The organism is Streptomyces dryopteridis (genome assembly GCF_049606955.1).
Taxonomy (GTDB): Bacteria; Actinomycetota; Actinomycetes; order Streptomycetales; family Streptomycetaceae; genus Streptomyces.
Genome location: NZ_CP187114.1, coordinates 1156952 through 1176072, shown reverse-complemented (window position 1 = coordinate 1176072; position 19121 = coordinate 1156952). Strand labels below are relative to the sequence as shown.

Genomic DNA, 19121 nt, shown 5'->3' with positions numbered 1-19121 from the left:
CGCGTCGGACGGGCCGCGCGCCTCCGACGGATCAGTCGCGGTTCGCGTTCGCGGGCAGGGCGCGCAGCTCGGTGCCCGTGGAGGGGGCGGGGGAGGTGCCCCGACGCGTGGCCTTCGGCACCGGCGCGACGCCGAAGCCGTAGTCCATGATCTTCTTCGCGTCGTCGTAGCGGTTCGGGACCGAGGTCGAGGCGAGCACCGTGCCGACGATGGTCTTGCCGTTGCGGGTCGCCGCGAACACGATGCACGGACCGGCCGGGGTGTTCGTGCCCGTCTTCACACCGATGGTGCCCTGGTAGCCGCCCAGCAGCTGGTTGCTGTTGTACCAGGTGTAGTACCGGGTCTTGCCGTTGGAGGCGGTCGCCGTGGCCTTCACGGACGGGTTCTTCACGATGTCGCGGAACGTCGTGTTCTTCAGGGCGTTGCTCGCCAGCTTCGCGAGGTCGCGAGGCGTGGAGTAGTTGCCGGCGCTCGCGTTGGGCGAATTGCCGTCGAAGGAGTCGAACTTCGTGTTCGTCAGCCCGAGCGCCTTGGCCTTGGAGTTCATCTGCGCGATGAAGTCCTTGGTGCGCGCGTCACGGGTGCTGCCCTTGCCGAAGGCGTCGGCGAGCGCGTACGCGGCGTCGCAGCCGGACGGCGCCAGCAGACCGTTCAGCAGGCCGCTGACGCTGACCTTGTCGCCCACGTACAGGTAGGCGCTGCTCGCGCCCACTCTGTTCACGTAGTCGGGGTACGCCTGCTGGATGGTCAGCTGCTTGTTCAGGTCCACCTTGGGCGTGGTCAGCACCACGTAGGCGGTCATGATCTTCGTGGTGCTCGCCATCGGACGCCGGGTGTCGGCGGCCTTCGAGAACTTCGCGGCCCCGGAGGCGTTGTCGAGCAGGAAGGCACCCTTGGCGGTCACGGTCGGTGCCACGGGCGCCGCGGCGCCGGCCGTGCTCGCCAACGGGAAGACCGTCATGAGAACGCCGGTCGTACCCGCGACGACCGCGGTCCGCCGGGAGGGAGAGAAGCGGAGGGACAAGAGATACTCCACATTCGGGTGTCAAGTGGTGCAAAAGAAAGGAGAAGTGGGCCCGACTGCGGAGTGGGCCCGGTCTGTGGACACGAATCCACAGGGAAGGGATGTACGGTGCCCGCTGATTTTGCCGTATCGAGACCAGGCCGATACGCGCGCCTGGTGGCGCACGCGACCGCCGTCCGCCTGCCGCCCGCGACTCAGCCACCGGAACCCGTACCGGAACGCGGAGCGGAACCCGACGCGGCACCCGATGCGGCGCCCGCCGCGAGGTCCGGCGTGGCCCCCGTGCGACCGTTCGCCACGCCCACCCGCGTCGCCCCGTGGTACTCGCCGCGCGGCATCGCCTCGTCCATCACGGCGAGTTCGACGGCACGGCCCGTGCGCGGCGCGTGCAGCACCCGCCCGTCCCCCACGTACAGGGCCACGTGATGGACACCGGCCCCCGGACGGCTCCAGAACACCAGGTCCCCCGGGCGCAACGCCGCCCGCGCCACCGGCCGGTCCGAGGTCGCCCCGAACTGCGCGGCCGCCGTGCGCGGCAACCGCCGGTGCGGCCAGTACGCGTACTGCACGAGCGCCGAACAGTCGAAACCCACCGTCCGGGACGCGACGCACCGCCCGTCCCGCATCCCGTTGCCGCCGGCGCAGTGCCCCGTCCCCGGGCCGGCCGGTCCACCCCCGCCGTACGCGTACGGCGTCCCCACCCACCGGCCCGCCCGCCGCACCGCGTCCCGCGCGGCCCGCGAACCGGACCCGGGGCCGAGGCCGGCCGCAGGGCCGCCGGCCGCGGAGCCCGCGCCGGTCGGGCCGGGCGCGCCGTCGCCGCGGGTCCGGAAATCGGCCATCCCGCGCATGATGGCCGTGACGTACCGATGGGTCTCCCCCCGGGCGAACCCCGGCGGCGGCACCCCCCGGAACCGGCGCACCGCCCCCCACCCCGCGTTGTACCCGGCCAAGGCCAAGGCCCGCGGATCCCCCGGGAAACCCGAGCGTTCGGCCTCCCCCAGCAGTGAACACATCAAGGCGCCCTGGGCCAGCACCGCGTCCCCCACGTCGTACGGATCGGCCCGCCCGTTGCCGTCCGCGTCCCGACCCCACGTCGCCCACGTCCCCGGCACGAACTGCGCCGGACCGCGCGCCCCCGCCGAACTGACCAACGTCCGCGTCGTCCGGAAACCCGACTCCTGGCGCAACTGCGCAGCGAGCAGCGCCGGTGACAACGCCGGCCGCGCGCACGCCGCCACCGCCCGCTCGATCCACGGACGGAACTCGCCGGGCACCCCCGCCCACGCCGTACCGGCCGACTCCGCCGTCCCGTACCCGCCGGCGACCCCGGGCTCACCCGCGGCACCCACCCCGCCCGAGGCGACGAACACCGCCCCCGCCACCAAAGACGCCCCCACCGCGCCCACCAAGGACACCACCGCCCGCAGCGCCGTCACCGCGACCCCGACCTCCTCACCGCATCGAGTGATCCACCGGTCCGCCGCTCGGGGGACCGACCCGCGGACGAAACCCGTCACCGTCAGTGATCGTTCAGAGACGGTAACCAGTACGGCAACGGCGCGTGACCAGGGGAGGGCACGAGATGACCACCGATGCGGTGACTCGACCGAACGGAGCACCCCCACCGGACCCCCGCCGGCCGTGGGCGGAACCGCCCTTGGCACACCGGCCGACATGGCTCGTCGTCGACACCCAACCCGTCACCTTCGGGATGCGCGTCGTCGCCCGCTTGCTCGACCCCGAAGGGACCGGCGCGGTGATCCACTCGGCCCAACACCCCGACCTGCGGGTCGATCCCGCCGTCCCCCGACTGCTGCTCGCGGACACCACGCTGTACGGAATCGCGAGCGTCGAACACGCACTCCGCGCCAAACCGGCACAACTGCCCCCGCCGTGGCTGCTGCTGGTCTCCGACGCCCCCACCCGTCCCGTCCGAGCCGCCCGCTACCGGCTGCGGGCCCTGGCGGGCCGGGTCGCGGGCACGGTCACCGTCCCCTACCTCGGCGCCCTCCGGGCAGCGGGCGACGAGGACGAGGCCCTCGCGGACCCCGAAGTCCGCGCCGCCGGCACCCGCCTCCGCCGCCGACTCACGTCCGCGACCCCGACCCCCGACCGCACCCCGACCGAAAAGAGGAACACCCCGTGACGCTGTTCGATCTCATCGCCCTCGCACCACTGACCACCCCCCTCGACGACGTCCTCCCACCCGCCACGCCCACCCTCATCCCCGGAACCGAAGGCGCGGTGAAGAAGTTCATCGGCTACGGCCTCTTCCTCCTCACCCTGGCCGGCGCCGGCGGCATCGCCTTCGGCGGCTACAAGTTCGCGACCTCCGACAAGTCCCGCCCGGGCGCCGGCATGGAAGGCGTCAAGTACATGGCCGGCGGCATCGGCGCGGTCCTGATCAGCGGATCCGTCCTCACGATCGTCAACAGCCTCGCGGCGGGTGAATGACGTGAAACGCCCCCGCGGTGCCGCCCTGGCGGTCGGCCTCACCCTCGGAGCCCTGCTGTTGGGTGTCACCACCCACACCCTCCTCGACGACCCCACACCCCCCACGGCACACCCATCCCCCCACTTACCCCCCGAACCCACGCGACGCCCCGAACCCACCCCGAGCATCTACGTCCAACCCCGAACCTGGACCGAACCCGACCGCTGGGCCACCCTCCCGGACCCCACCCGCACCGACGAATGGGGCAACCCGGTCGGCTTCCCCCACACCCCGGAAGGCGCGGTGGCAATGCTGGTAGCCGCGAATACGTACGCCTTCGAAGAAGGCGACAATCCAGCGGACGTCAGGTTCGGCCTCTACCGAAGCTACTTCTCAGCGACGGACCAAACGCCGAAGCAGGTGGAGTTGATTCGAGCTTCGATTCTGCGAAGGGAAAATGAGCTAGGTCGTTCGGGGGATGGCATCAAGGGAAGCGGTGTAGGTTTTGGAGGGTCGTATCGACGAGTTAATCCGATTGGGTTTCGTGTCGATCGAATCTCCCGATCCGGGGTGTGGGTTTGGGTTATCTCGCGAATTGTAGACAAATCCGAGTCTGCAGCTCCAGAACGGGTCAGCTATTTGAGGGTGCTGGCTGCGGCAAGGTGGGATGGCGTCGACTGGAAGATTTCTGCTGCGGAAAGCGCGAGTGCGTTGAATTCTGGCGCAACAACTCCCGGGATCTCGGCGCCGGGTGACAGCTCATTTAATAACGATGGGTGGAGTGCGCTGAGGGAGGCGTCGTGATTGAGATTCTGAAGCGACTCTGGTTCGGAGGATCCGAGAGGTGAGGCTGATGGAACGTGAATCTTCGGATGCGGGCTGTGATGATGGGATTACTGGATTTCTGGCCGACTTGGGAGCGCTGGCTAGATTCGAGAAGAGATGTGGTGAGAGTTCTGGCCCGATTGATTCGATGGTCTCCAGTGTGCAAGATTTTATGTGGGACTCTACACTCGCGCCGTTTATTGACGCTGGGGTTGAGTTGGCTCAGGGGTTGATTGTTCGGGCGTTGGCGTTGGCTTTGACGTTGCCTACCGTGAACCTCGGGCAGAACGGGTTGTTCGGGAAGGGGACCGTGTTGCCCGGGATGATGGCCGGGGTGGGGTGTTGTGTCGCCGTGTTCTGTTTGTTGTGGCAGGCGGGGCGGGCCGCGCTCAGTGGGCGGGTCGGGTTTCTCGGGATCGCGTTTCGCGGGTTCGCGATCAACGCCGTGTTGTGCGCGGGCGGGCTCGGGTTGATCTCCGGGTTGTTGCGGCTCGGCGACGCCATGGCACTCGGGTTGGTGCGGAGCACGCTCGGGGATCCCGACGGCGCGTTTCGGCGGATCACCGGTGTGCTGGTCGTGTCGCCGGAGCTGAACCCGGTCGGGGTTGCCGCCGCGTTGGTCGTCGTCCTCATCGTCTCGTTCGGCCTCATGCTGACCGTCTTCCTGCGCGAGGCGCTCGTGCCCCTGCAGTGTCTGCTTCTTCCGATCGCTTCCGCCGGACAGATCGGCGGGGCCGTGACGAGGGCGTGGCTGCCTCGGCTGGTGACCTCCGTGATGGTGGTCGTCGTCTACAAGCCGATGGTCGCGTTGATCGTGTGCGCCGGGTTCACGCAGGTCGGTCACTCGGGTGTGCTGCTGGAGTGGGTGCGCGGTGTGGCCACCATCGTGTTGGCCCTGTTCGCGCCCGTCGCGTTGAGTGGACTCTTCTCGCCCGTCGGCCACCGTGTCGGCAACGCTCTCGCCGACGGTGGTGCCCGGGCCGTGCTGGCGGCCGGTGGGGCCCGGTTGGCGGAGCGGGTCTCGGAGGTGCGTGCAGGGATTGGCGGCGCGTTGTCCGGTGGCGGCGGGGACGGTGGGGGAGGCACCGGGTCGGGTCGAGGCTCGGGCGCTGGTGGGCACGGGCACACCGCGCTCGACCAGGCGCGCAGGTTGGAGCACGGCATGCCGTCGGCCGGTCTCGTGGCCGGTGTCGGCGTCGGCCCTTCCCTCTTGGGGGCCGACTCGGCGGCGAGGCTGCCCGGGCAGGCGGCACGGGGGCGGACGGCCCTCGGGGTGCCTGCCCCGGCCGTCTCCCTGTCCACGGGAGGTCCCGTGGATTCGTCGGACGAGGGCGGTCTGCTGTCCGGGCAGTCCACGGTCGCCGTCGGCTCGGGCGCGGCGGGTTCGGCGTACGGGCGGCACGGGTTCGCGGCCGGCGTCGGTACGGGCGGGGCGCTCGGGCTCACCGTGCTCGACGGCCTGGGCCCGCTCGACACCGGCCCCGGCGGGGAGCCCGACCGCGCCGAGGCACCGTTCACGACGGGGGATCGCGACTCGTGACCCTCGACACCTCCTCTCCGCCCCTGCACGTCGAGGGGTTCCGGGCCCGCCACAGTTACGGCGTGGCGGGCCTCTCCAAGTCCGGGACGCTGGTCACCGTCGGTGCCCTGTCCCTGGCCGCCTTCCTCTGCACGGTCGTTCCTTCCTCTCTGTTCCTGACCCTTCCCGTCATCCTGGTCGGAGTCGCCCTGGCCAACACCCGTCTTCACGGCATGTCGGCCCTCGCCTATCATCTGGCGGCTCATCGCTGGCGGCGCGCGAGTCACGCGGAGGAGACCTCGTTCCGCCGCGTTCTGCTTCCCTTTCCCGATGCTCTCGAACTGCCGGGTCCCGCCGCTGCGACGACGCTCCTGCGGGCGCACGATCCGATCACCGGTCGTTCCGTCGGTGTGGTGCACGACCGGCGGACCGGACACATGTCCCTGACCACCTTGCTGGCCCCCGCCGGCAGTCTCACCGCTCCCCTCCTCACGGTGGAGAACCAGGTGCGCGGCTGGGCCGGCGTCCTCGACGGCATGGCCGGCGACCCTCGCGTCAAAGGGGCGTCCGTGACGATCCAGATCACGCCGGGTGCCGGGGAGGCCCTCGCCGACGACGTGGCCCTGCGCGCCGACCCCGACGCGCCACCGTTGGCCCGCGCGCTGCTCGAGGAACTCGTGCGCACCACTCCCCGGGCCACCGCGTCCGTCGTGCCGTGGCTGACCGTCACCGTCGATCCGAGGCCGGCGTCGGGACTCTCCGCGGAGGACGCTGCCTCACTCTCGCCCTCGCGCGAGCGGGTGCGCGGGGGCGCCGAACGGAGCGGTGACGTCGAGCTCTTCGACAAGGTCGCCGAAGCGTTGCGCACGGTCGACGCCATCGACCTGTCGGGTACCGGCACCGACGTGCTGCGTCGAGCGGACGATCTCGACCTGCGGCGTCTTGTCCGGTGCGCGTACGATCCCGCGCCGGCCACACTGGCTGCCCCGGACGCCGCGTTCCGGGAGCTGTCCTGGGGCGAGTGCGGACCGCAGGCCGCCGAGGACGGGTTCACCGAGTACGTCCACGACGGTGCCGTCTCCCAGTCCTGGGTGCTGCGGGAGATGCCGCACCGTCCCGTGCCCTACAGCGTGCTCCTGCCGCTGCTCAGCCCGGGCCGGTACCAGCGCCGGGTCACGCTCCTCTACCGGGTGCTCGATCCCCTCGCGGGGCAGGCGGTGCTGGAGCGCGAGATCGCCCACGCCGAGAACCGCGCGCACACCACGGTGCACCTCAAGGGCCGACCGACCTGGGCCCAACGCGCCGACCAACGGCGGGCCGAACTGGCGGCCGCGCAAGCGGCGCGGGGTGCGCAGGTCGTGGACTGGACGTTGATCGTGACGGCGACCGCGGACAGTGCCGAGGCCCTGTCATCGGCTCGTCAGGAGGTCGAGCGCGCGGTGGCGGCGACCCGGGGCATCCGGTTGCGTCCCGCGTTCGGTGCGCAGGCCGCGACCTTCGCGGCCGGTCTGCCGCTGGGGTGCCACCCTCTCGTGGACTGACCTCCTGACCCGTATTCGTTGCCTGCCCCTGCCCCTGCCCCTGCCCCTGCCCCTGCCCCTGCCCCTGCCCTTGCGCTGTTGCTCTTTGCTGCTTGCCTCTGGCTCCGTCGCCGATTCCGGCCTCAGTTCTTTGGACGCGATCACCTCATGGGTCTTTCCTCCTTTCTCGGTTTCCCGCCCCGGTTCGGTTCGTCCTCGGTCGGGAGGCTCGGTCGGTCGGGCCGGTGGCGAGGGCGGGCCGCGGGTGAGGATCCCGGGCGGGTGCACACGGGGCCCTCGGGACAGGTGGCGGGGATCTATCCCTTTCTGCTCGGTGCCGGGCTGCCCGCGCGGGGGGTGCCGGTCGGTCGGGACGTGCTCACCGGGGAACTCGTCTGTGTGGACCCGGCCGGATGGACGGGCCGGCTCACGACCAATCCGGGGGTGTGGGTCATGTCCCAACCGGGCGCCGGGAAGTCGGCGCTGGTCAAACGCATCTGTCTGACGTACGCGGCGTACGGGCACATGATCTGCGTGCCCGGCGATCCCAAGGGCGAGTACAGCGACCTGGTACGGGAGTTGGGTGGCTCCGTGATCAGGATCGGGGACGGGAGCGGGCGACTGAACCCGCTGGACTCGGGGCCGTTGCGTACGCACCGGTCGCGTCTGCCGGCCTCCGAGCAGGCGGCCGTGCGGGACGTGCTGGCGTCACGGAGGTTGGAGACGCTGGGCGCGTTGCTCGCGACGAAGCACGGGCTGGGGCGTGCGCCGGACGCGATCCAACGGTCGGCGCTGACCTGCGCCGTGCACCTCGCCGCCGATGCGGACCCGACGGTCGATCCGACGGTCCCCGATGTGATCCGGGTGCTGCGGCAGGCTCCCGTCCCCCTGCGGGAACGGCTGGCCGCCGAGGGCGCCGTCTACACCGACCTCACCCGCTCTGTGGTCGCGGGCCTGGACAACCTCGTGTCGGGGCCGCTCAAGGGCCTGTTCGACGGTCCCACGACAACCCCGCTCGCCTTGGACTCGCCGGCCGTGTCCGTCGACATCCATCCCTTGCGCTCCCGGGGTCGGGATGTGTTGACGGCGGGGATCATCGCGACGTGGGCGTTCACGTACGCCGCGATCGACAGCGCCCGCACCACCGGGCTGCTCGATCGTTCCCTCGTACTGCCCATGGACGAGATGTGGCAGGCCCTGCGGGCCGGTCCCGGGCTCGTCGAGGCGATGGACTCCATCAGCCGTCTCAACCGCGCCGACGGTGACGTGTCGGTCTACTGCGCGCACAGCCTCTTGGACCTGGAGTCGCTGCCGACCGAGGCCGATCGCGCGAAGGCGCGCGGACTGATGGATCGCTGTGACACGTGGATCCTGGGTGCCTCGGGCGAGGAGGAGTTGGCGCGGGTCACCGGGAAGCGGCGGCTGACCGAGCAGGAGCGGGCGTTGATCGGCTCGTGGTCCGCCGCCGCCGGCACCGGACTCGACGCCGCGGACCCGGAGGCGGTTCACCCGGGGCGGGGCAAGTACCTGATCAAGGTGGGAACGCGGCCGGGCATCGCCGCCGCGATGACGCTGACGGCGATGGAGCGCCGGCTGTACAGCACGGACCGTGAACGGACTCCCGGTGGCTCGGGCGGGTTCGGCGGCTCGGGGGCGGATCCCGCGAGGGCGGGTGCCATGCGGTCCAGCGTCGCGGAATTGGGTGGGAATGAGCACGTGAAGTCCCATTTCTGAGTGGGGTGGTGGGTCGATCGGCCCCGGTGCTTTCGGTGAGGGGTCACCCTCTTGGTCATCACTCAGAGTAGTTGTCGAACGGACTGTCGGTCATCCCTCGAACGGGTGATGTTCGCCCGTTTGGTTGTAAGAGCCACGTGCGACTGGTGATTCTGGTGGTGCGGAAGTGACGTGCTGCAGACCGTTTCGACCGCCTTGTCCCAGCACACGTACAACCAAGGAGAACGCTTCCTCATGAACATCCTCACCGACATCCTCGCCGGCTTCTTCCACTTCCTCGGCTGGCTGGTCTGAGGTCCCGCCGGCCGGGAACGGGGCCGTGAGCGCCGGGGTGACGACCCGTCGGCCGCGGCCCCCGATCCCGGCCGGCCCGCGAGGGGGCGCCGTCTTCCCGTCCCAGGGAGGCGGCGCCCCGTCGCGTCGTCAGGCCCTCGGGTCGAAGGGGATGCCCGCCGGCTTCGAGTTCGCCAACAGGTCCTCGAAGCGGCCGTCCTTCGTCTTGATCGTGGCCGCCCCGAAGTCGGCGTTGACCAGGCGGTCCCGCAGTGCGGTGCTCGGGAAGCCGTTCCAGTCGACCAGCGGCGGATAGCGCCACTGGTGGTAGTGGTTCTCCGGCGGCTCGTCGTTTCCGTTGGCCAGGCGGAAGAAGTGGGTGCTCGCCCCGTCCTTGTGGTAGACGACCTTCGGGTGGGAGCCGTCGAAGCGCACCTGTGAACGCGGATAGGTGCGCACCGAGGAGTGTTGCGTCGTCGACACGTACTCCACGCGGTCGGCCGCGACGTCGATCCACGAGATGACGTGCTCGAAATCGTGCCGGTGCCCGCCGAGGCCGCTGCCCGCCACCGCCTGGTCCTTCTCGAAGTAGGACGCGTAGACCACCGCGCACCACCCGTTGTTGCACTTCGAGCGCGCGTAGGTCTGCGAGTTGTCCAGGTCGGAGGCGTCGCGGCAGCTGCCGTTCACCGCTCCGGTGGTCTTCAGCCCCGGTGCGAGCGTGCCGTCCGGGCCGATGGCGGGCGTGGCGTAGCAGCCGTCCCCGTCGTAGTCGTACGCGGGCGAGAAGGACTGCTCCCAACCACCGGCGTTCTGCGGCAGGTTGTGCGGCGGATCGGCGTGCGCGGCCGGGGCGGCGACGAGGACCGTCAACGCGGCGCCGGCGAGCGCCGCGCCCCACCGGGGCCGGCGGCGGGTGCGCGGTCGGTCGGCACGGACCGTGCGGACGGTGCGGTCCGGGCGGGGTGTGCGGTCGGCGTGGGCGGCGCCCGCCGCCGGATCGTCGTGGGGCATGGGTCTCCTCGGATTCCGGGGGTCGTGGGCCGGTCGGCCTCGCCGGCGGACCGCCGTGCGGCGGTGTGCGCTTCGGGGCACGTCGCGGCGCCGTGCGGGGACACGTTCCGGTTCGGGGCGGGCGTGCGGGGTGCCGCGGGGCCGGCCGGTCCGGGACGGGTGGGGATCGCGCTCGATCGTCGGGGCGCACGGAGTCAGGCGACGGAGGGTCGGCCGTCGTCCCGTGAGGGGGTGCGCGAGGGGTGCGAGGGGGCGTGCCGGGCGGTCGCAGGGGGTGAGGCGGTGTGAACCTAACACGGGTGGTGCGCGGGGGGAGGGGGTGGCGCGAGGTTGGCGTGTTCCTGTCACCGCAGGGCTTGTCGGTGTCTCCTCCGCGAGGTGTCGCCCGTCCCACCGCATTCCGGATCGTCCGTTCGGGCGATGTTCATTCCCCGTCTTCCCGGCTCCCGACGGCCTGAGGCTCGGCAGGGTGATCCGGCGGCCCGGGACGCACCGGTACCGTCCCCGCCGTGAACAACCGCCCCCCGCTCCGACCCCCGCTCGGCGGAACCCGTCCGAGTCGACTCCGTCTCGTCGAGCCCGCCCTCGCGTCCACTCCCGCGCCCGACCCCACCGCCGCCACGCTCGGCCAAGGTGTCGACCCCGACACCGACCCCGACACCGGCGTCGACGTCGTTCCGCCCGCGCCCCGTTCCGAGAACGCCGCCGCCCCTCCCGCCTCCGAGCACCCGCCGCGGTCCGAGTGGTGGTCGCGCGAGGACGACGAAGCCGACGACCTGTGCATGCCGTTGGCGGTGTGCTCCGGCCTGGTGCCCGGACTCGCGATCGGCGGCGCCGCGCGTTGGCTCGGGTACCCGCCGGGGGTCGCGGCGATGTACGCCTTCGGCGTCGGCGTCCCGGTCGGGCTCGTCGCGCGGCTGCTGTTCGCGGTCATCCCCGGTGTGTGGGTGGAGCGGCTCGTGGCCCCGGTCGTCGCCGCCGTGGCCCTGGTGTCGGTGGCTTCCCTCGTCCTCTCCTTCACCCTGTGGGTCGGCCCCTTCTTCCGCGGCCTGCCGACCCGCGTGGACTCCTTGGTGGTGTGCGCGGTCGACCCCTTGCCCTGCGTGGCCCGCATCTTCGACGGCCACGGCGGTGGTGCGATCCCACACCCGCCGTGGCCGGAGCCCCGGCCCGCGACGCTGTCGGGCTGACCGAGCGGCCCGCGCCCACGGGCGACGGCTTCCCGAGCCTCGCTCCGGCCGGGGCGCCGAGCATCCACCCCGGGCGACGCCGGCCGGGCCCGCCCCGCCGCCGCCCCTTCACCCGCCGTGCGGGGCCTTCCCCGGGGGAACGGGCCGGGGCGGTTGTGGCCGGCGGGTTACTCGGGCCAGGCGGAACCCTCGATGACCTCCACGAAGTCCGTGCGGCGGAAGCCCGGTTCGCAGCGCGCCAGCACGTCCGCCTTCACGTTCCCGAACGTGGTGGCCGGACGGTCCCGCAGACCCTCCGCGAACGCCTCCACGATGCCCTTCTTGAACCCGGGACGCGGGTGCGCCCCCACCACCTCGGCCCGTGCCCCGTCGGTCACGGCGTCCAGTCCGAGCCCGAGCACGTCGAACTCGACGCCCCGCGTCACCAGCGCCACCTCGGGCGCCATGCGCAGCGGGATCTCCGGGGTGGTGTGCAGAGCGATCGCCGTCCAGACCCGGTCGGCGCGTTCGTCGACGATCCCGTGGGAGGCGAGCAGTCGGCGCGCCTCGTCCGCGCCGTCGATCTCGAAGCGCTGGTCGGTGCGGCGGTACCGCTCGGTCAGCCCCAGGTCGTGCAGGAGCGCGCCGACGTAGAGCAGTTCGGGGTCGTACGAGAGCCCGTCCGCGCGCCCCCGGAGCGCGCCCCAGAGGAACACGCGTCGGGAGTGGTGGAAGACCAGCGGAGTGGCGGCCTCGCGCACCAGTTCCGTCGCCTCGCGTGCCAACGCGCTGTCGGGGATGCGAATCCCCGCGATCTCCTCGGTCATCACAGTCGCCTTCCGATCGTGCCGCTCGCGGTGGTCGAGTCCCGGGTGGTGCTCGACGGATCCCAGCCTGCGGGGCGGCGGTAGGGTGGGGCCATGTCCTTGACGACACGTACCCCTCGGATTCGGACATCGCGACGATGACCGCTCCGATCCCGGGCACCCGGCACGTCGTGTTCCTGGCCTTCGACGGGGTGACGATGCTCGACGTCACCGGTCCCGTCGAGGTGCTCGCGCAGGCCCGACGCCTCGGCCTGCCGTACGAGATCACCCTCGCCTCCCCCGACGGCGGCGAGATCCGCACCTCGTCCGGGCTCGGCCTCGGCGGCTCCGTCCCGGTCTCCCGGCTCGTCGACACGGCCCCGGCCGGCACTCCGCACGCGGCTGTCGACACGGTCGTGATCGCGGGCGGCGACCGCCTCGCCGAAGCGCCGATCGAGCCGGCGCTCACTGAGGCGGCCCGACTCCTCGACGGATCGGGGGCGCGCCGCGTCGCCTCCGTCTGCACCGGCGCGTTCCTCCTCGCCGAACTCGGGGTCCTCGACGGGAGACGCGCCGCCACCCACTGGCGGCACGCCGCCGCCCTGGCCCGGCGCCGGCCCGCGGTCCGCGTCGAACCCGACGCCCTGTACGTGCGGGACGGCCGTTACCTCACGTCGGCCGGCATCAGCGCCGGCCTGGACCTCGCCCTCGCCCTGGTGGAGGAGGACCACGGACCCGCCGCGGCGCGCGAGATCGCCCGTGAACTCGTCGTCTTCATGCAACGGCCGGGCGGGCAGTCCCAGTTCTCCACGGCCCTCGACACCCCGCCGACCCGCCACGCGGCGGTACGCGCCTTGACGGACGCCGTCGTCGCCGACCCGGGCGCCGACCACAGCCTGCCGTCGATGGCCGCCTCCGCCGCCGTCAGCACCCGGCACCTGACCCGCCTGTTCCGGACGGAGTTGGGCACGACCCCCGCCCGCTGGGTGGAACGCGTCCGTGTCGACCTCGCCTGCCGACTGCTCCTCGAAGGACACGCGGTCACGGCCGTCGCACGGCGGGCGGGCCTGGGCAGCGACGAGACCCTGCGGCGCGCCTTCGCCAGACACCTCGGCACCACCCCCTCCGACTACCGGGCCCGCTTCACGACGACGACAGCGTGACGACCGGGGCGACGGCGTGGGAATCGGCCGGAGCGCGTCCGAAGAGTGTCTGGTCCGACACGGTGGGTCACCGATGGAATGGGTCGCATCCGCCCGATCCGGGCGGACCACCCGCGTCAACCCCCGATGCCCGCGCACCCGCGGGACGGGGACGGCGCCCAGGCCCCGGGAGACACACCGTGCCCCGTACCTCACGCCTCCGCACCACCCTCCTCGCCGCCGCGGCCGCCCTCGCGGCGGCCCTGACCTCGGCAGCGCCCGCCGGCGCGGCCCCCGTCACCGCCACGAACGCACCGGCGGCACCGGCCATGCCGGCCGCGCCGGCCGCGACGGCCGCGAACGCGGGGCCCGTCACCCTCTACCTGACCGGCATCGGCAGCGGCCCCCTCAACATCGCGGGCGCGGCCGCCTACGACCACCTCAACCGACAGGTGGCCGAATACGGCTTCACCGGCTCGCAGTGCCGGGTCACCGAGGGCCCCCTGTACATGGAGATCACCAACGGCTACTACCAGGCCATGGTCAAGGCCACGTGCTCCGGAGAACCGGCCATGACCACCCCGACCCGCACCCTGAACCGGCTGATCGGCTCCACCGGCGAGCACATCAGCACCGTCTGGAACGTGCCGGTCGGCTACCGGGTGGAGGGCGCCCTCGGGCAGCTCTACACGAGCCCCCGCGAAGGCACCGTGCCCATCTATCACTGCGTGGTCCGCAAGGACAACTTCCTCTCGACGGACGTGAACTGCGAGGGCCAGACGTACGTCTCGCGGCTCGGCTGGATCCACTCCGTCCACGGCGGTCAGCCGACCGACGTGGCGACGCTGCCGCTGATGCGCTGCATGGTCGGCAAGCAGCGAGAGTTCTTCGAATCGCACCAGGCCGGATGCGAGGGGCAGGTCTCGGGCGGGCAACTCGGCTGGATCGCGACGGGCTGAGCGGACCGGGCGGCCAGGTCCGGTCAGGGCCGGCGGAGGCGCGGAGGGGCGGATCAGAGGGGCAGTTCGAGGCGCAGGGTCGTGTGCGTGGGCGCATAGCCCAGGGCCGCGTTCACGCGGCGCATCGCCGTGTTCTCCTCGGCCGTGTCCGTGAGCAGGCCACTCACCTCGGGGAACTCGGCGATCGTCCGCACGATCGCCTCCGCCTTCAGCCGCCGTGCCACGCCCCGGCCCCGGTGCTCGGGCAGCACGGCGGTCCCGTAGTGCTCGGCGTCCCCGCTGCCCGAAGCGGGCACGACGAGCTCACTGAAGCCGACCATCCGCCCACCGGCCTCGGCCTCGCCCCGGACCCCCGCCCGGTCCGTCGGAAGGTCCAACGCCGCGACCACCCTCAGGTGTTCCCCACGCAGCAGCACGGCTTGCTCGACGGCCCGGATCCGTGCCCGGTCCCAGGCGAGCGGGCCGGCCTCGGCCTCGCCGACCGGCATGTCGTCCATCGCGGCGCGGGCGGCCACGAACGCGTCCAGAAGGGCCTCCGGCACCCGCTCGGACCAGGCCACGACGAGGTATCCGGGCGCCGCGAGCGAGGCCAGGGCGAGGGAGTCCGGCTCGACGGCGGCCAGGTCGAGGCGGGCGTGGCGCAGGGTGAGGACGGGGCGGAAGCCCCGGGCGGTCAGGAAGGCGAGGCCGGGGGAATCGGCGTCCGCGCCGGCCGCGAGGGTGCGGCGTCCGTCGGCTCGCGCGGCGTCGATCACCGCGCCCAGCAGCCGGTCGCCGACGCCGGCGCGTCGGTGCGGGGCCTCGACCCGGACGTCGGTCTCGGCGAGCCCGCGCCGCCCCTGGTCGGTGAACAGGCGCAGGTCGGCGGTGCCGAGCACGGCTCCCGAGGCGGGGTCGACGGCGGTCCACACGGTGCGTTCGACGTGTGCCGACTCCGCGTCGGCGGGGGCGACGTGCAACTGCATGCGGGGTACTCCTCGTTCGGGCGGGATCGCTGGGATCATGTCCCGTGGCCGGCCCTTCGGCAACCGGCTTTCGCGGGGAACGAGGGCTGGGTCGGAGCGGAACCCGCCCCGGGCGGGCGCGCGGGGCGGGGATGTCGTGGGCAGGGTGGGTCAGCAGACGAGGCGGATCTCGTGGCCGTTGTCGCGGGGGCCGGTGCCGGGGGCGGGATCGGTGACGGCCGTGCTGGACGCCTTGTGGTCCGGGCTGCCGGTGCAGCCCGCGGCCGGCACGTCGAAGGGGGTGAGGGGCGCGCCGACGGCGGCGCCGGGAACGGGGTCGGGGGCCGGGGCCGCGAGGGCCGCGGGGACGCCGACCGCGCCGAGGAGGAGGGGCAGGCTCGCGGTGAGGGTCGCCAGGCGCAAGGTGGGGTTCTTGATCGACATGCCCGGGGAACGAGGCCGACGGGGCGCGGTCACTCGTGCGATCGCGTCGTGCCCCGCTCTGGCGCATCGGGAAGTTGACGCGCCGCGCTGCAGGCTCACCATCGGCTTTGTGCTCGCTCCGGGAACGCGGCGTGTCGTTCCATGAATGATTTTGATCGAATTTGGTTGACTCATGTCTGAATTTGAGTCGCTTCAGTCGCTTCCGTCGCTGGGTGCAGAGCCGGGCGGAGCGCGTCTGGCCGGCGCGTGAACAAGCGGATCGAGGGATCCTCGTTCTCCCGCGCCGCCGTGCCGGAGACCGTGGCCCCCCTCCCGGCAACGTGCCATCAGGTCGCGCGCCCGAAGCCCCGGCCACCGACCGGGCAGCAGTTCGGTGGCAGCGGCGGGTCCGGATGCATCGCGTACGCGAAGAGTGCGGCGAGTCCCACGGCCGTGCGCAGCCGGGCCGACCGCGTGGGCGGCACCGGTGAGGCGAGGACGGTCTCGGCGTGGGCGGCGAGACGCTCGTGACGGGCCGCGATCTCCGGCAGGGGCCAGTGCGGCCGCCACCTCCCCTGGCCGTGAAGTGCCGCGCTGGCGGGGCTCGGACGTGGTGAATGTGGTGAAGGTGTCTCCGACGTCGAGTCGGTGCGCGTGCGCGGTGACTCGGGCGGTGATCGGATGCGGGCTCGCGTGCGGGCCGCCCTGGATCGGGGCCGCGCCGAGCGTGCGGAGGCGGTAGCGCGGAGAGTTCCGGGCAACTCGTTCCCATTCGGAGATCGCGAAAGCGAACAGATGCCGCCTTCCGCCCCGGAGGGCGAGCCCCTGGTCTTGGCGGTGGGGCGAAACGCATCAGGTCCACGTTCGGGTCGATCGTGCCGTGTTGGCCGGCCACGGCTGTCGGTACGGTCCGTCGGCCCCGCCCGACGCGGGTGAGCCGTTCCTCCTCCATCGGCTGTCCGACACACAGGCGCACCTTCTGATCGCTCATCTCCAGGCTCTTGGTGACCTCGTGCGGTTCCCCTCCGTCCATCCTTCCGTCTGGGTGCGAATCTCGGGGCGGTCGGATGGGGGCGGCCGGGTCATGCGGTGGTTCGTTTCGGGAGCAGAGGGTGGAGCATCGTGGCGACCGCGCCGAGGCCGAGCAGGGGGCGCAGCCTCCGCGTGCGCTCGGTGCGCACGGCCGGGAAGCCGTGCCGCTCTTACAGAACCCGGGCGCGCGGGTTGAGGTCGATCACGTCGAGACGGACCTGTCGGCAGTCGAGTTCGCGGGCCATCCCGAGAGTCTCGCGCGGCAGCGCCGAGCCGATGCCGGCGCCGCGGTGCGCGGGGTCGACGGTGATGCCGTCCATGACCGGTTCGCCCGGTGACGGGATGGGTTCGGCGGGGGCATTTCGCGCAGGGTCCCGTAGGCGTCGAGCACATCGCGCACCCCGCCGCCGGTCAACACCCGTCCGACGGCACCGGTACCCGGCCACGCCCACGGCACGGCCGCCGACGAGGGCGATGACGGCCCGGCCGGTGTGGAGGTGCCGGGCGAGGAACGCGCGCCCCCGCTCCGGAGGGCCGAGTGCAGGGCCCGGTTTGCGCCCGAACGCCTTCCAGTACAGGGTCGCGACCCGCTCTCGGGCGTTCTCGGGAACGGCGTGACGCAGGTAAGCGGGGAGGGAGCGCGCGCCGGGGGTGGTGTGGGGACGGTGGTCACGCGAGTTCCCGGGAGTGGTCGAGGAGGGCGCGGGCGGTGCGCTTGCCCGTGCGCTGCCGATATGTGTGAGGGCAAGCGGGGTGGGGCCATGGCGGGGCCGAAGCCGGCTGCGAAAGCGACACAGTGGCCTCGTCGCGACGTGCGGGGCGGTGGTTGGTCGGTGTGCCGCTCGCCCTTGTGGCCCTCGGTGCCGGTCTCGCTGGGGTGGTCCGGTGGTGGGAGCGGACCCCCGGCCTTCTCGACCGTGGCGCCGGCTTCGAGGTGTCTCGCGTGACGTACGGGGGCCGGCCCGACGTGGGCTCCGACCGCTGGGACTTCGTGCCGAGGAATCACCGCGCGAACGCTCTCGTCGATCTGTGGCCGCACGTGACGTCCCGTCCTCCTGGTGCGGGGAGGGCGTGACGTGAACGTCGACACGGTCCAGTCGGAAACCGTGCACGGGCCGAACTGCCCGCGTCCGGACCGCGCGTGGCCCGCTGTCCGCCCGGAACTCGCGGGCTGGTGGAGCGCTCCGTCGAGAACGCGACCACCCGCCTCACCCTCACGGCGCTGTTCGCCCCCCCTTCGCTGTTCGCCCCCGGGTTTCTCGACGCGCACACGACCTGGCTCCGGGAACGTCGACGCGGGCCCGTCGGGGGATTGACGTGTGGGTGACGGTGCGGGGCGGTGTCCCCATATCCGGTGACTCCCGGGTTCAGCCCGCACCCGGCGGACCACCCGACCGGTTCCCGTGTGGGTGAGCCGGACCGGTCACGGTACGGTGACGAAGCCCTCGCGCACGGTGAGGGAGAAGGGGAGCGGTGCACATGACCCTCAAAGCGGTTCGCTCGGCGTTGGAGAGCGTCTACGTACGCCGGTTGTCCCGAAAGCTGGAAGGGGCCCCCCGCCCCGCCCACGTCGGGATCATGCTCGACGGAAACCGTCGATGGGCCCGGGGGGCCGGGCACAGTGATCCGCGCGAGGGCTACCGGGTCGGCGGCGCCAAGGTCTCCGCGTTCCTGTCCTGGTGCGTGGCCGCCCGCCTCGAACACGTCACCCTCTGGATGCTCTCCGACGACAACCTCAACCGACCCGCCGAGGAACTCGAGCCCCTCATCGCGATCATCGAGGACACCGTCGCCAAGATCGCCGACGGCCCGTGGGAGATCGAGATCATCGGCGCGCTCGACCTCCTGCCGGGGGACACCGCCGCGACCCTCAAGCAGGCCGCCGCCCGTACCGAGGGCCGAGGCGGTTTGAAGGTCGACGTGGCCGTCGGCTACGGCGGCCGCCGCGAGATCGTCGACGCCGTGAAAGCGGCCTTCGAAGCGCACATGCGCGACGGCGGTGACCCCGCCGACCTCGTCGAGACCTTCGACATCCGGCACATTTCCGAGCACCTGTACTCCTCCGCCGGGCGCGACACCGACTTCATCATCAGGACCTCGGGCGAGCAGCGCCTGTCCGGGTTCCTGCTCTGGCAATCCACCTACGCCGAGGTCCACTTCGTGGAAGTCCTGTGGCCCGCCTTCCGCCAGATCGACCTCCTGCGGGCCCTGCGGGCCTACGCCCACCGCGACCGCAGGTACGGCCGCTGAGACCGAGGTCACGAGCGCAGGCGGGGATGGGGTGCCCGGGCCCGTGCCCC

Annotated in this window: 18 protein-coding genes; 10 read left to right on the top strand and 8 right to left on the bottom strand. The window is 72.2% G+C overall.

All coding sequences use genetic code 11. From position 1 onward, the window contains the following. Window positions 1-31: 31 nt before the first annotated feature. Together ACN20G_RS31730 and ACN20G_RS31725 are read right to left on the bottom strand one after the other, a co-directional pair. Window positions 32-1024 carry a D-alanyl-D-alanine carboxypeptidase family protein gene (locus ACN20G_RS31730; RefSeq protein ID WP_424216693.1) on the bottom strand — a complete coding sequence of 331 codons (993 nt, stop codon included), beginning with the start codon at window positions 1022-1024 and terminating at the stop codon, window positions 32-34. Window positions 1025-1218: 194 nt separating this feature from the next. Next, window positions 1219-2463 (bottom strand): NlpC/P60 family protein, encoded by a 1245-nt coding sequence (locus ACN20G_RS31725; RefSeq protein WP_424216692.1) that lies wholly within the window; start codon window positions 2461-2463, stop codon window positions 1219-1221. 221 nt (window positions 2464-2684) lie between these two features. On the opposite strand from ACN20G_RS31725, the gene ACN20G_RS31720 reads away from it, so the two are divergent. The 6 genes from ACN20G_RS31720 (at window position 2685) to ACN20G_RS31695 (ending at window position 9353) form a co-directional block, all read left to right on the top strand. Then, window positions 2685-3173, top strand: coding sequence for a hypothetical protein (locus tag ACN20G_RS31720; RefSeq protein ID WP_424216691.1), 489 nt, complete (start codon window positions 2685-2687; stop codon window positions 3171-3173). After that, the gene (locus ACN20G_RS31715; RefSeq protein ID WP_424216690.1) at window positions 3170-3481 is read left to right on the top strand and encodes a hypothetical protein; all 312 of its coding nucleotides are present in this window, start codon (window positions 3170-3172) and stop codon (window positions 3479-3481) included. The genes ACN20G_RS31720 and ACN20G_RS31715 overlap by 4 nt, the downstream gene beginning before the upstream one ends. Window positions 3482-4314: 833 nt before the next feature. Beyond that, on the top strand, window positions 4315-5826 hold the full coding sequence (locus ACN20G_RS31710; RefSeq protein ID WP_424216689.1) for a hypothetical protein: 1512 nt from the start codon (window positions 4315-4317) through the stop codon (window positions 5824-5826). Beyond that, window positions 5823-7346 carry an SCO6880 family protein gene (locus ACN20G_RS31705; protein ID WP_424216688.1) on the top strand — a complete coding sequence of 508 codons (1524 nt, stop codon included), beginning with the start codon at window positions 5823-5825 and terminating at the stop codon, window positions 7344-7346. The genes ACN20G_RS31710 and ACN20G_RS31705 overlap by 4 nt, the downstream gene beginning before the upstream one ends. A gap of 432 nt (window positions 7347-7778) precedes the next feature. After that, window positions 7779-9059 carry an ATP-binding protein gene (locus ACN20G_RS31700; RefSeq protein ID WP_424216687.1) on the top strand — a complete coding sequence of 427 codons (1281 nt, stop codon included), beginning with the start codon at window positions 7779-7781 and terminating at the stop codon, window positions 9057-9059. Window positions 9060-9230: 171 nt separating this feature from the next. Continuing rightward, window positions 9231-9353 carry a hypothetical protein gene (locus ACN20G_RS31695; RefSeq protein WP_424216686.1) on the top strand — a complete coding sequence of 41 codons (123 nt, stop codon included), beginning with the start codon at window positions 9231-9233 and terminating at the stop codon, window positions 9351-9353. A gap of 129 nt (window positions 9354-9482) precedes the next feature. Here ACN20G_RS31695 and ACN20G_RS31690 read toward each other — a convergent pair whose 3' ends face one another. Continuing rightward, window positions 9483-10346, bottom strand: coding sequence for an NPP1 family protein (locus tag ACN20G_RS31690; protein WP_424216685.1), 864 nt, complete (start codon window positions 10344-10346; stop codon window positions 9483-9485). 509 nt (window positions 10347-10855) lie between these two features. On the opposite strand from ACN20G_RS31690, the gene ACN20G_RS31685 reads away from it, so the two are divergent. Continuing rightward, entirely contained in the window at window positions 10856-11536 is a 681-nt protein-coding gene (locus tag ACN20G_RS31685) for a hypothetical protein (RefSeq protein ID WP_424216684.1), read from the top strand. Between the two features lie 167 nt (window positions 11537-11703). On the opposite strand, the gene ACN20G_RS31680 is transcribed toward ACN20G_RS31685, so the two are convergent. Then, the gene (locus ACN20G_RS31680; RefSeq protein ID WP_424216683.1) at window positions 11704-12342 is read right to left on the bottom strand and encodes an HD domain-containing protein; all 639 of its coding nucleotides are present in this window, start codon (window positions 12340-12342) and stop codon (window positions 11704-11706) included. A 137-nt stretch (window positions 12343-12479) separates the two neighbouring features. Here ACN20G_RS31680 and ACN20G_RS31675 point away from each other — a divergent pair, with 137 nt between their 5' ends. Both ACN20G_RS31675 and ACN20G_RS31670 read left to right on the top strand, forming a co-directional pair. After that, window positions 12480-13484: a GlxA family transcriptional regulator gene (locus tag ACN20G_RS31675; RefSeq protein ID WP_424216682.1), complete on the top strand. Its 1005-nt coding sequence runs from the start codon at window positions 12480-12482 to the stop codon at window positions 13482-13484. A 179-nt stretch (window positions 13485-13663) separates the two neighbouring features. Further along, complete coding sequence (locus tag ACN20G_RS31670; protein ID WP_424216681.1) at window positions 13664-14422, top strand: hypothetical protein; 759 nt, start codon at window positions 13664-13666, stop codon at window positions 14420-14422. A 53-nt stretch (window positions 14423-14475) separates the two neighbouring features. On the opposite strand, the gene ACN20G_RS31665 is transcribed toward ACN20G_RS31670, so the two are convergent. The 4 genes from ACN20G_RS31665 to ACN20G_RS31650 all read right to left on the bottom strand — a co-directional run bounded on the left by ACN20G_RS31665 (window position 14476) and on the right by ACN20G_RS31650 (window position 17933). Further along, a complete protein-coding gene (locus ACN20G_RS31665; RefSeq protein WP_424216680.1) occupies window positions 14476-15387 on the bottom strand; it encodes a GNAT family N-acetyltransferase in 912 nt (303 codons plus the stop codon). Between the two features lie 150 nt (window positions 15388-15537). Beyond that, entirely contained in the window at window positions 15538-15810 is a 273-nt protein-coding gene (locus ACN20G_RS31660) for a hypothetical protein (protein ID WP_424216679.1), read from the bottom strand. Between the two features lie 192 nt (window positions 15811-16002). Further along, window positions 16003-16584 carry a hypothetical protein gene (locus ACN20G_RS31655; protein WP_424217408.1) on the bottom strand — a complete coding sequence of 194 codons (582 nt, stop codon included), beginning with the start codon at window positions 16582-16584 and terminating at the stop codon, window positions 16003-16005. Window positions 16585-16991: 407 nt separating this feature from the next. Continuing rightward, window positions 16992-17933 carry an N-acetyltransferase family protein gene (locus ACN20G_RS31650; protein WP_424216678.1) on the bottom strand — a complete coding sequence of 314 codons (942 nt, stop codon included), beginning with the start codon at window positions 17931-17933 and terminating at the stop codon, window positions 16992-16994. A gap of 367 nt (window positions 17934-18300) precedes the next feature. Here ACN20G_RS31650 and ACN20G_RS31645 point away from each other — a divergent pair, with 367 nt between their 5' ends. Next, window positions 18301-19071, top strand: a complete 771-nt coding sequence (locus ACN20G_RS31645; protein ID WP_424216677.1) for an isoprenyl transferase — start codon at window positions 18301-18303, stop codon at window positions 19069-19071. The last annotated feature ends 50 nt before the right edge of the window (window positions 19072-19121 follow it).

Bases quoted from the DNA above. Each gene is read 5' to 3' on its own strand.
- ACN20G_RS31710 (WP_424216689.1), top strand. From the start codon at position 4,315: ATGGAACGTGAATCTTCGGATGCGGGCTGTGATGATGGGATTACTGGA.
- ACN20G_RS31675 (WP_424216682.1), top strand. From the start codon at position 12,480: ATGACCGCTCCGATCCCGGGCACCCGGCACGTCGTGTTCCTGGCCTTC.
- ACN20G_RS31660 (WP_424216679.1), bottom strand. From the start codon at position 15,810: ATGTCGATCAAGAACCCCACCTTGCGCCTGGCGACCCTCACCGCGAGC.
- ACN20G_RS31665 (WP_424216680.1), bottom strand. From the start codon at position 15,387: ATGCAGTTGCACGTCGCCCCCGCCGACGCGGAGTCGGCACACGTCGAA.
- ACN20G_RS31700 (WP_424216687.1), top strand. From the start codon at position 7,779: ATGTCCCAACCGGGCGCCGGGAAGTCGGCGCTGGTCAAACGCATCTGT.
- ACN20G_RS31680 (WP_424216683.1), bottom strand. From the start codon at position 12,342: ATGACCGAGGAGATCGCGGGGATTCGCATCCCCGACAGCGCGTTGGCA.
- ACN20G_RS31690 (WP_424216685.1), bottom strand. From the start codon at position 10,346: ATGCCCCACGACGATCCGGCGGCGGGCGCCGCCCACGCCGACCGCACA.
- ACN20G_RS31645 (WP_424216677.1), top strand. From the start codon at position 18,301: ATGACCCTCAAAGCGGTTCGCTCGGCGTTGGAGAGCGTCTACGTACGC.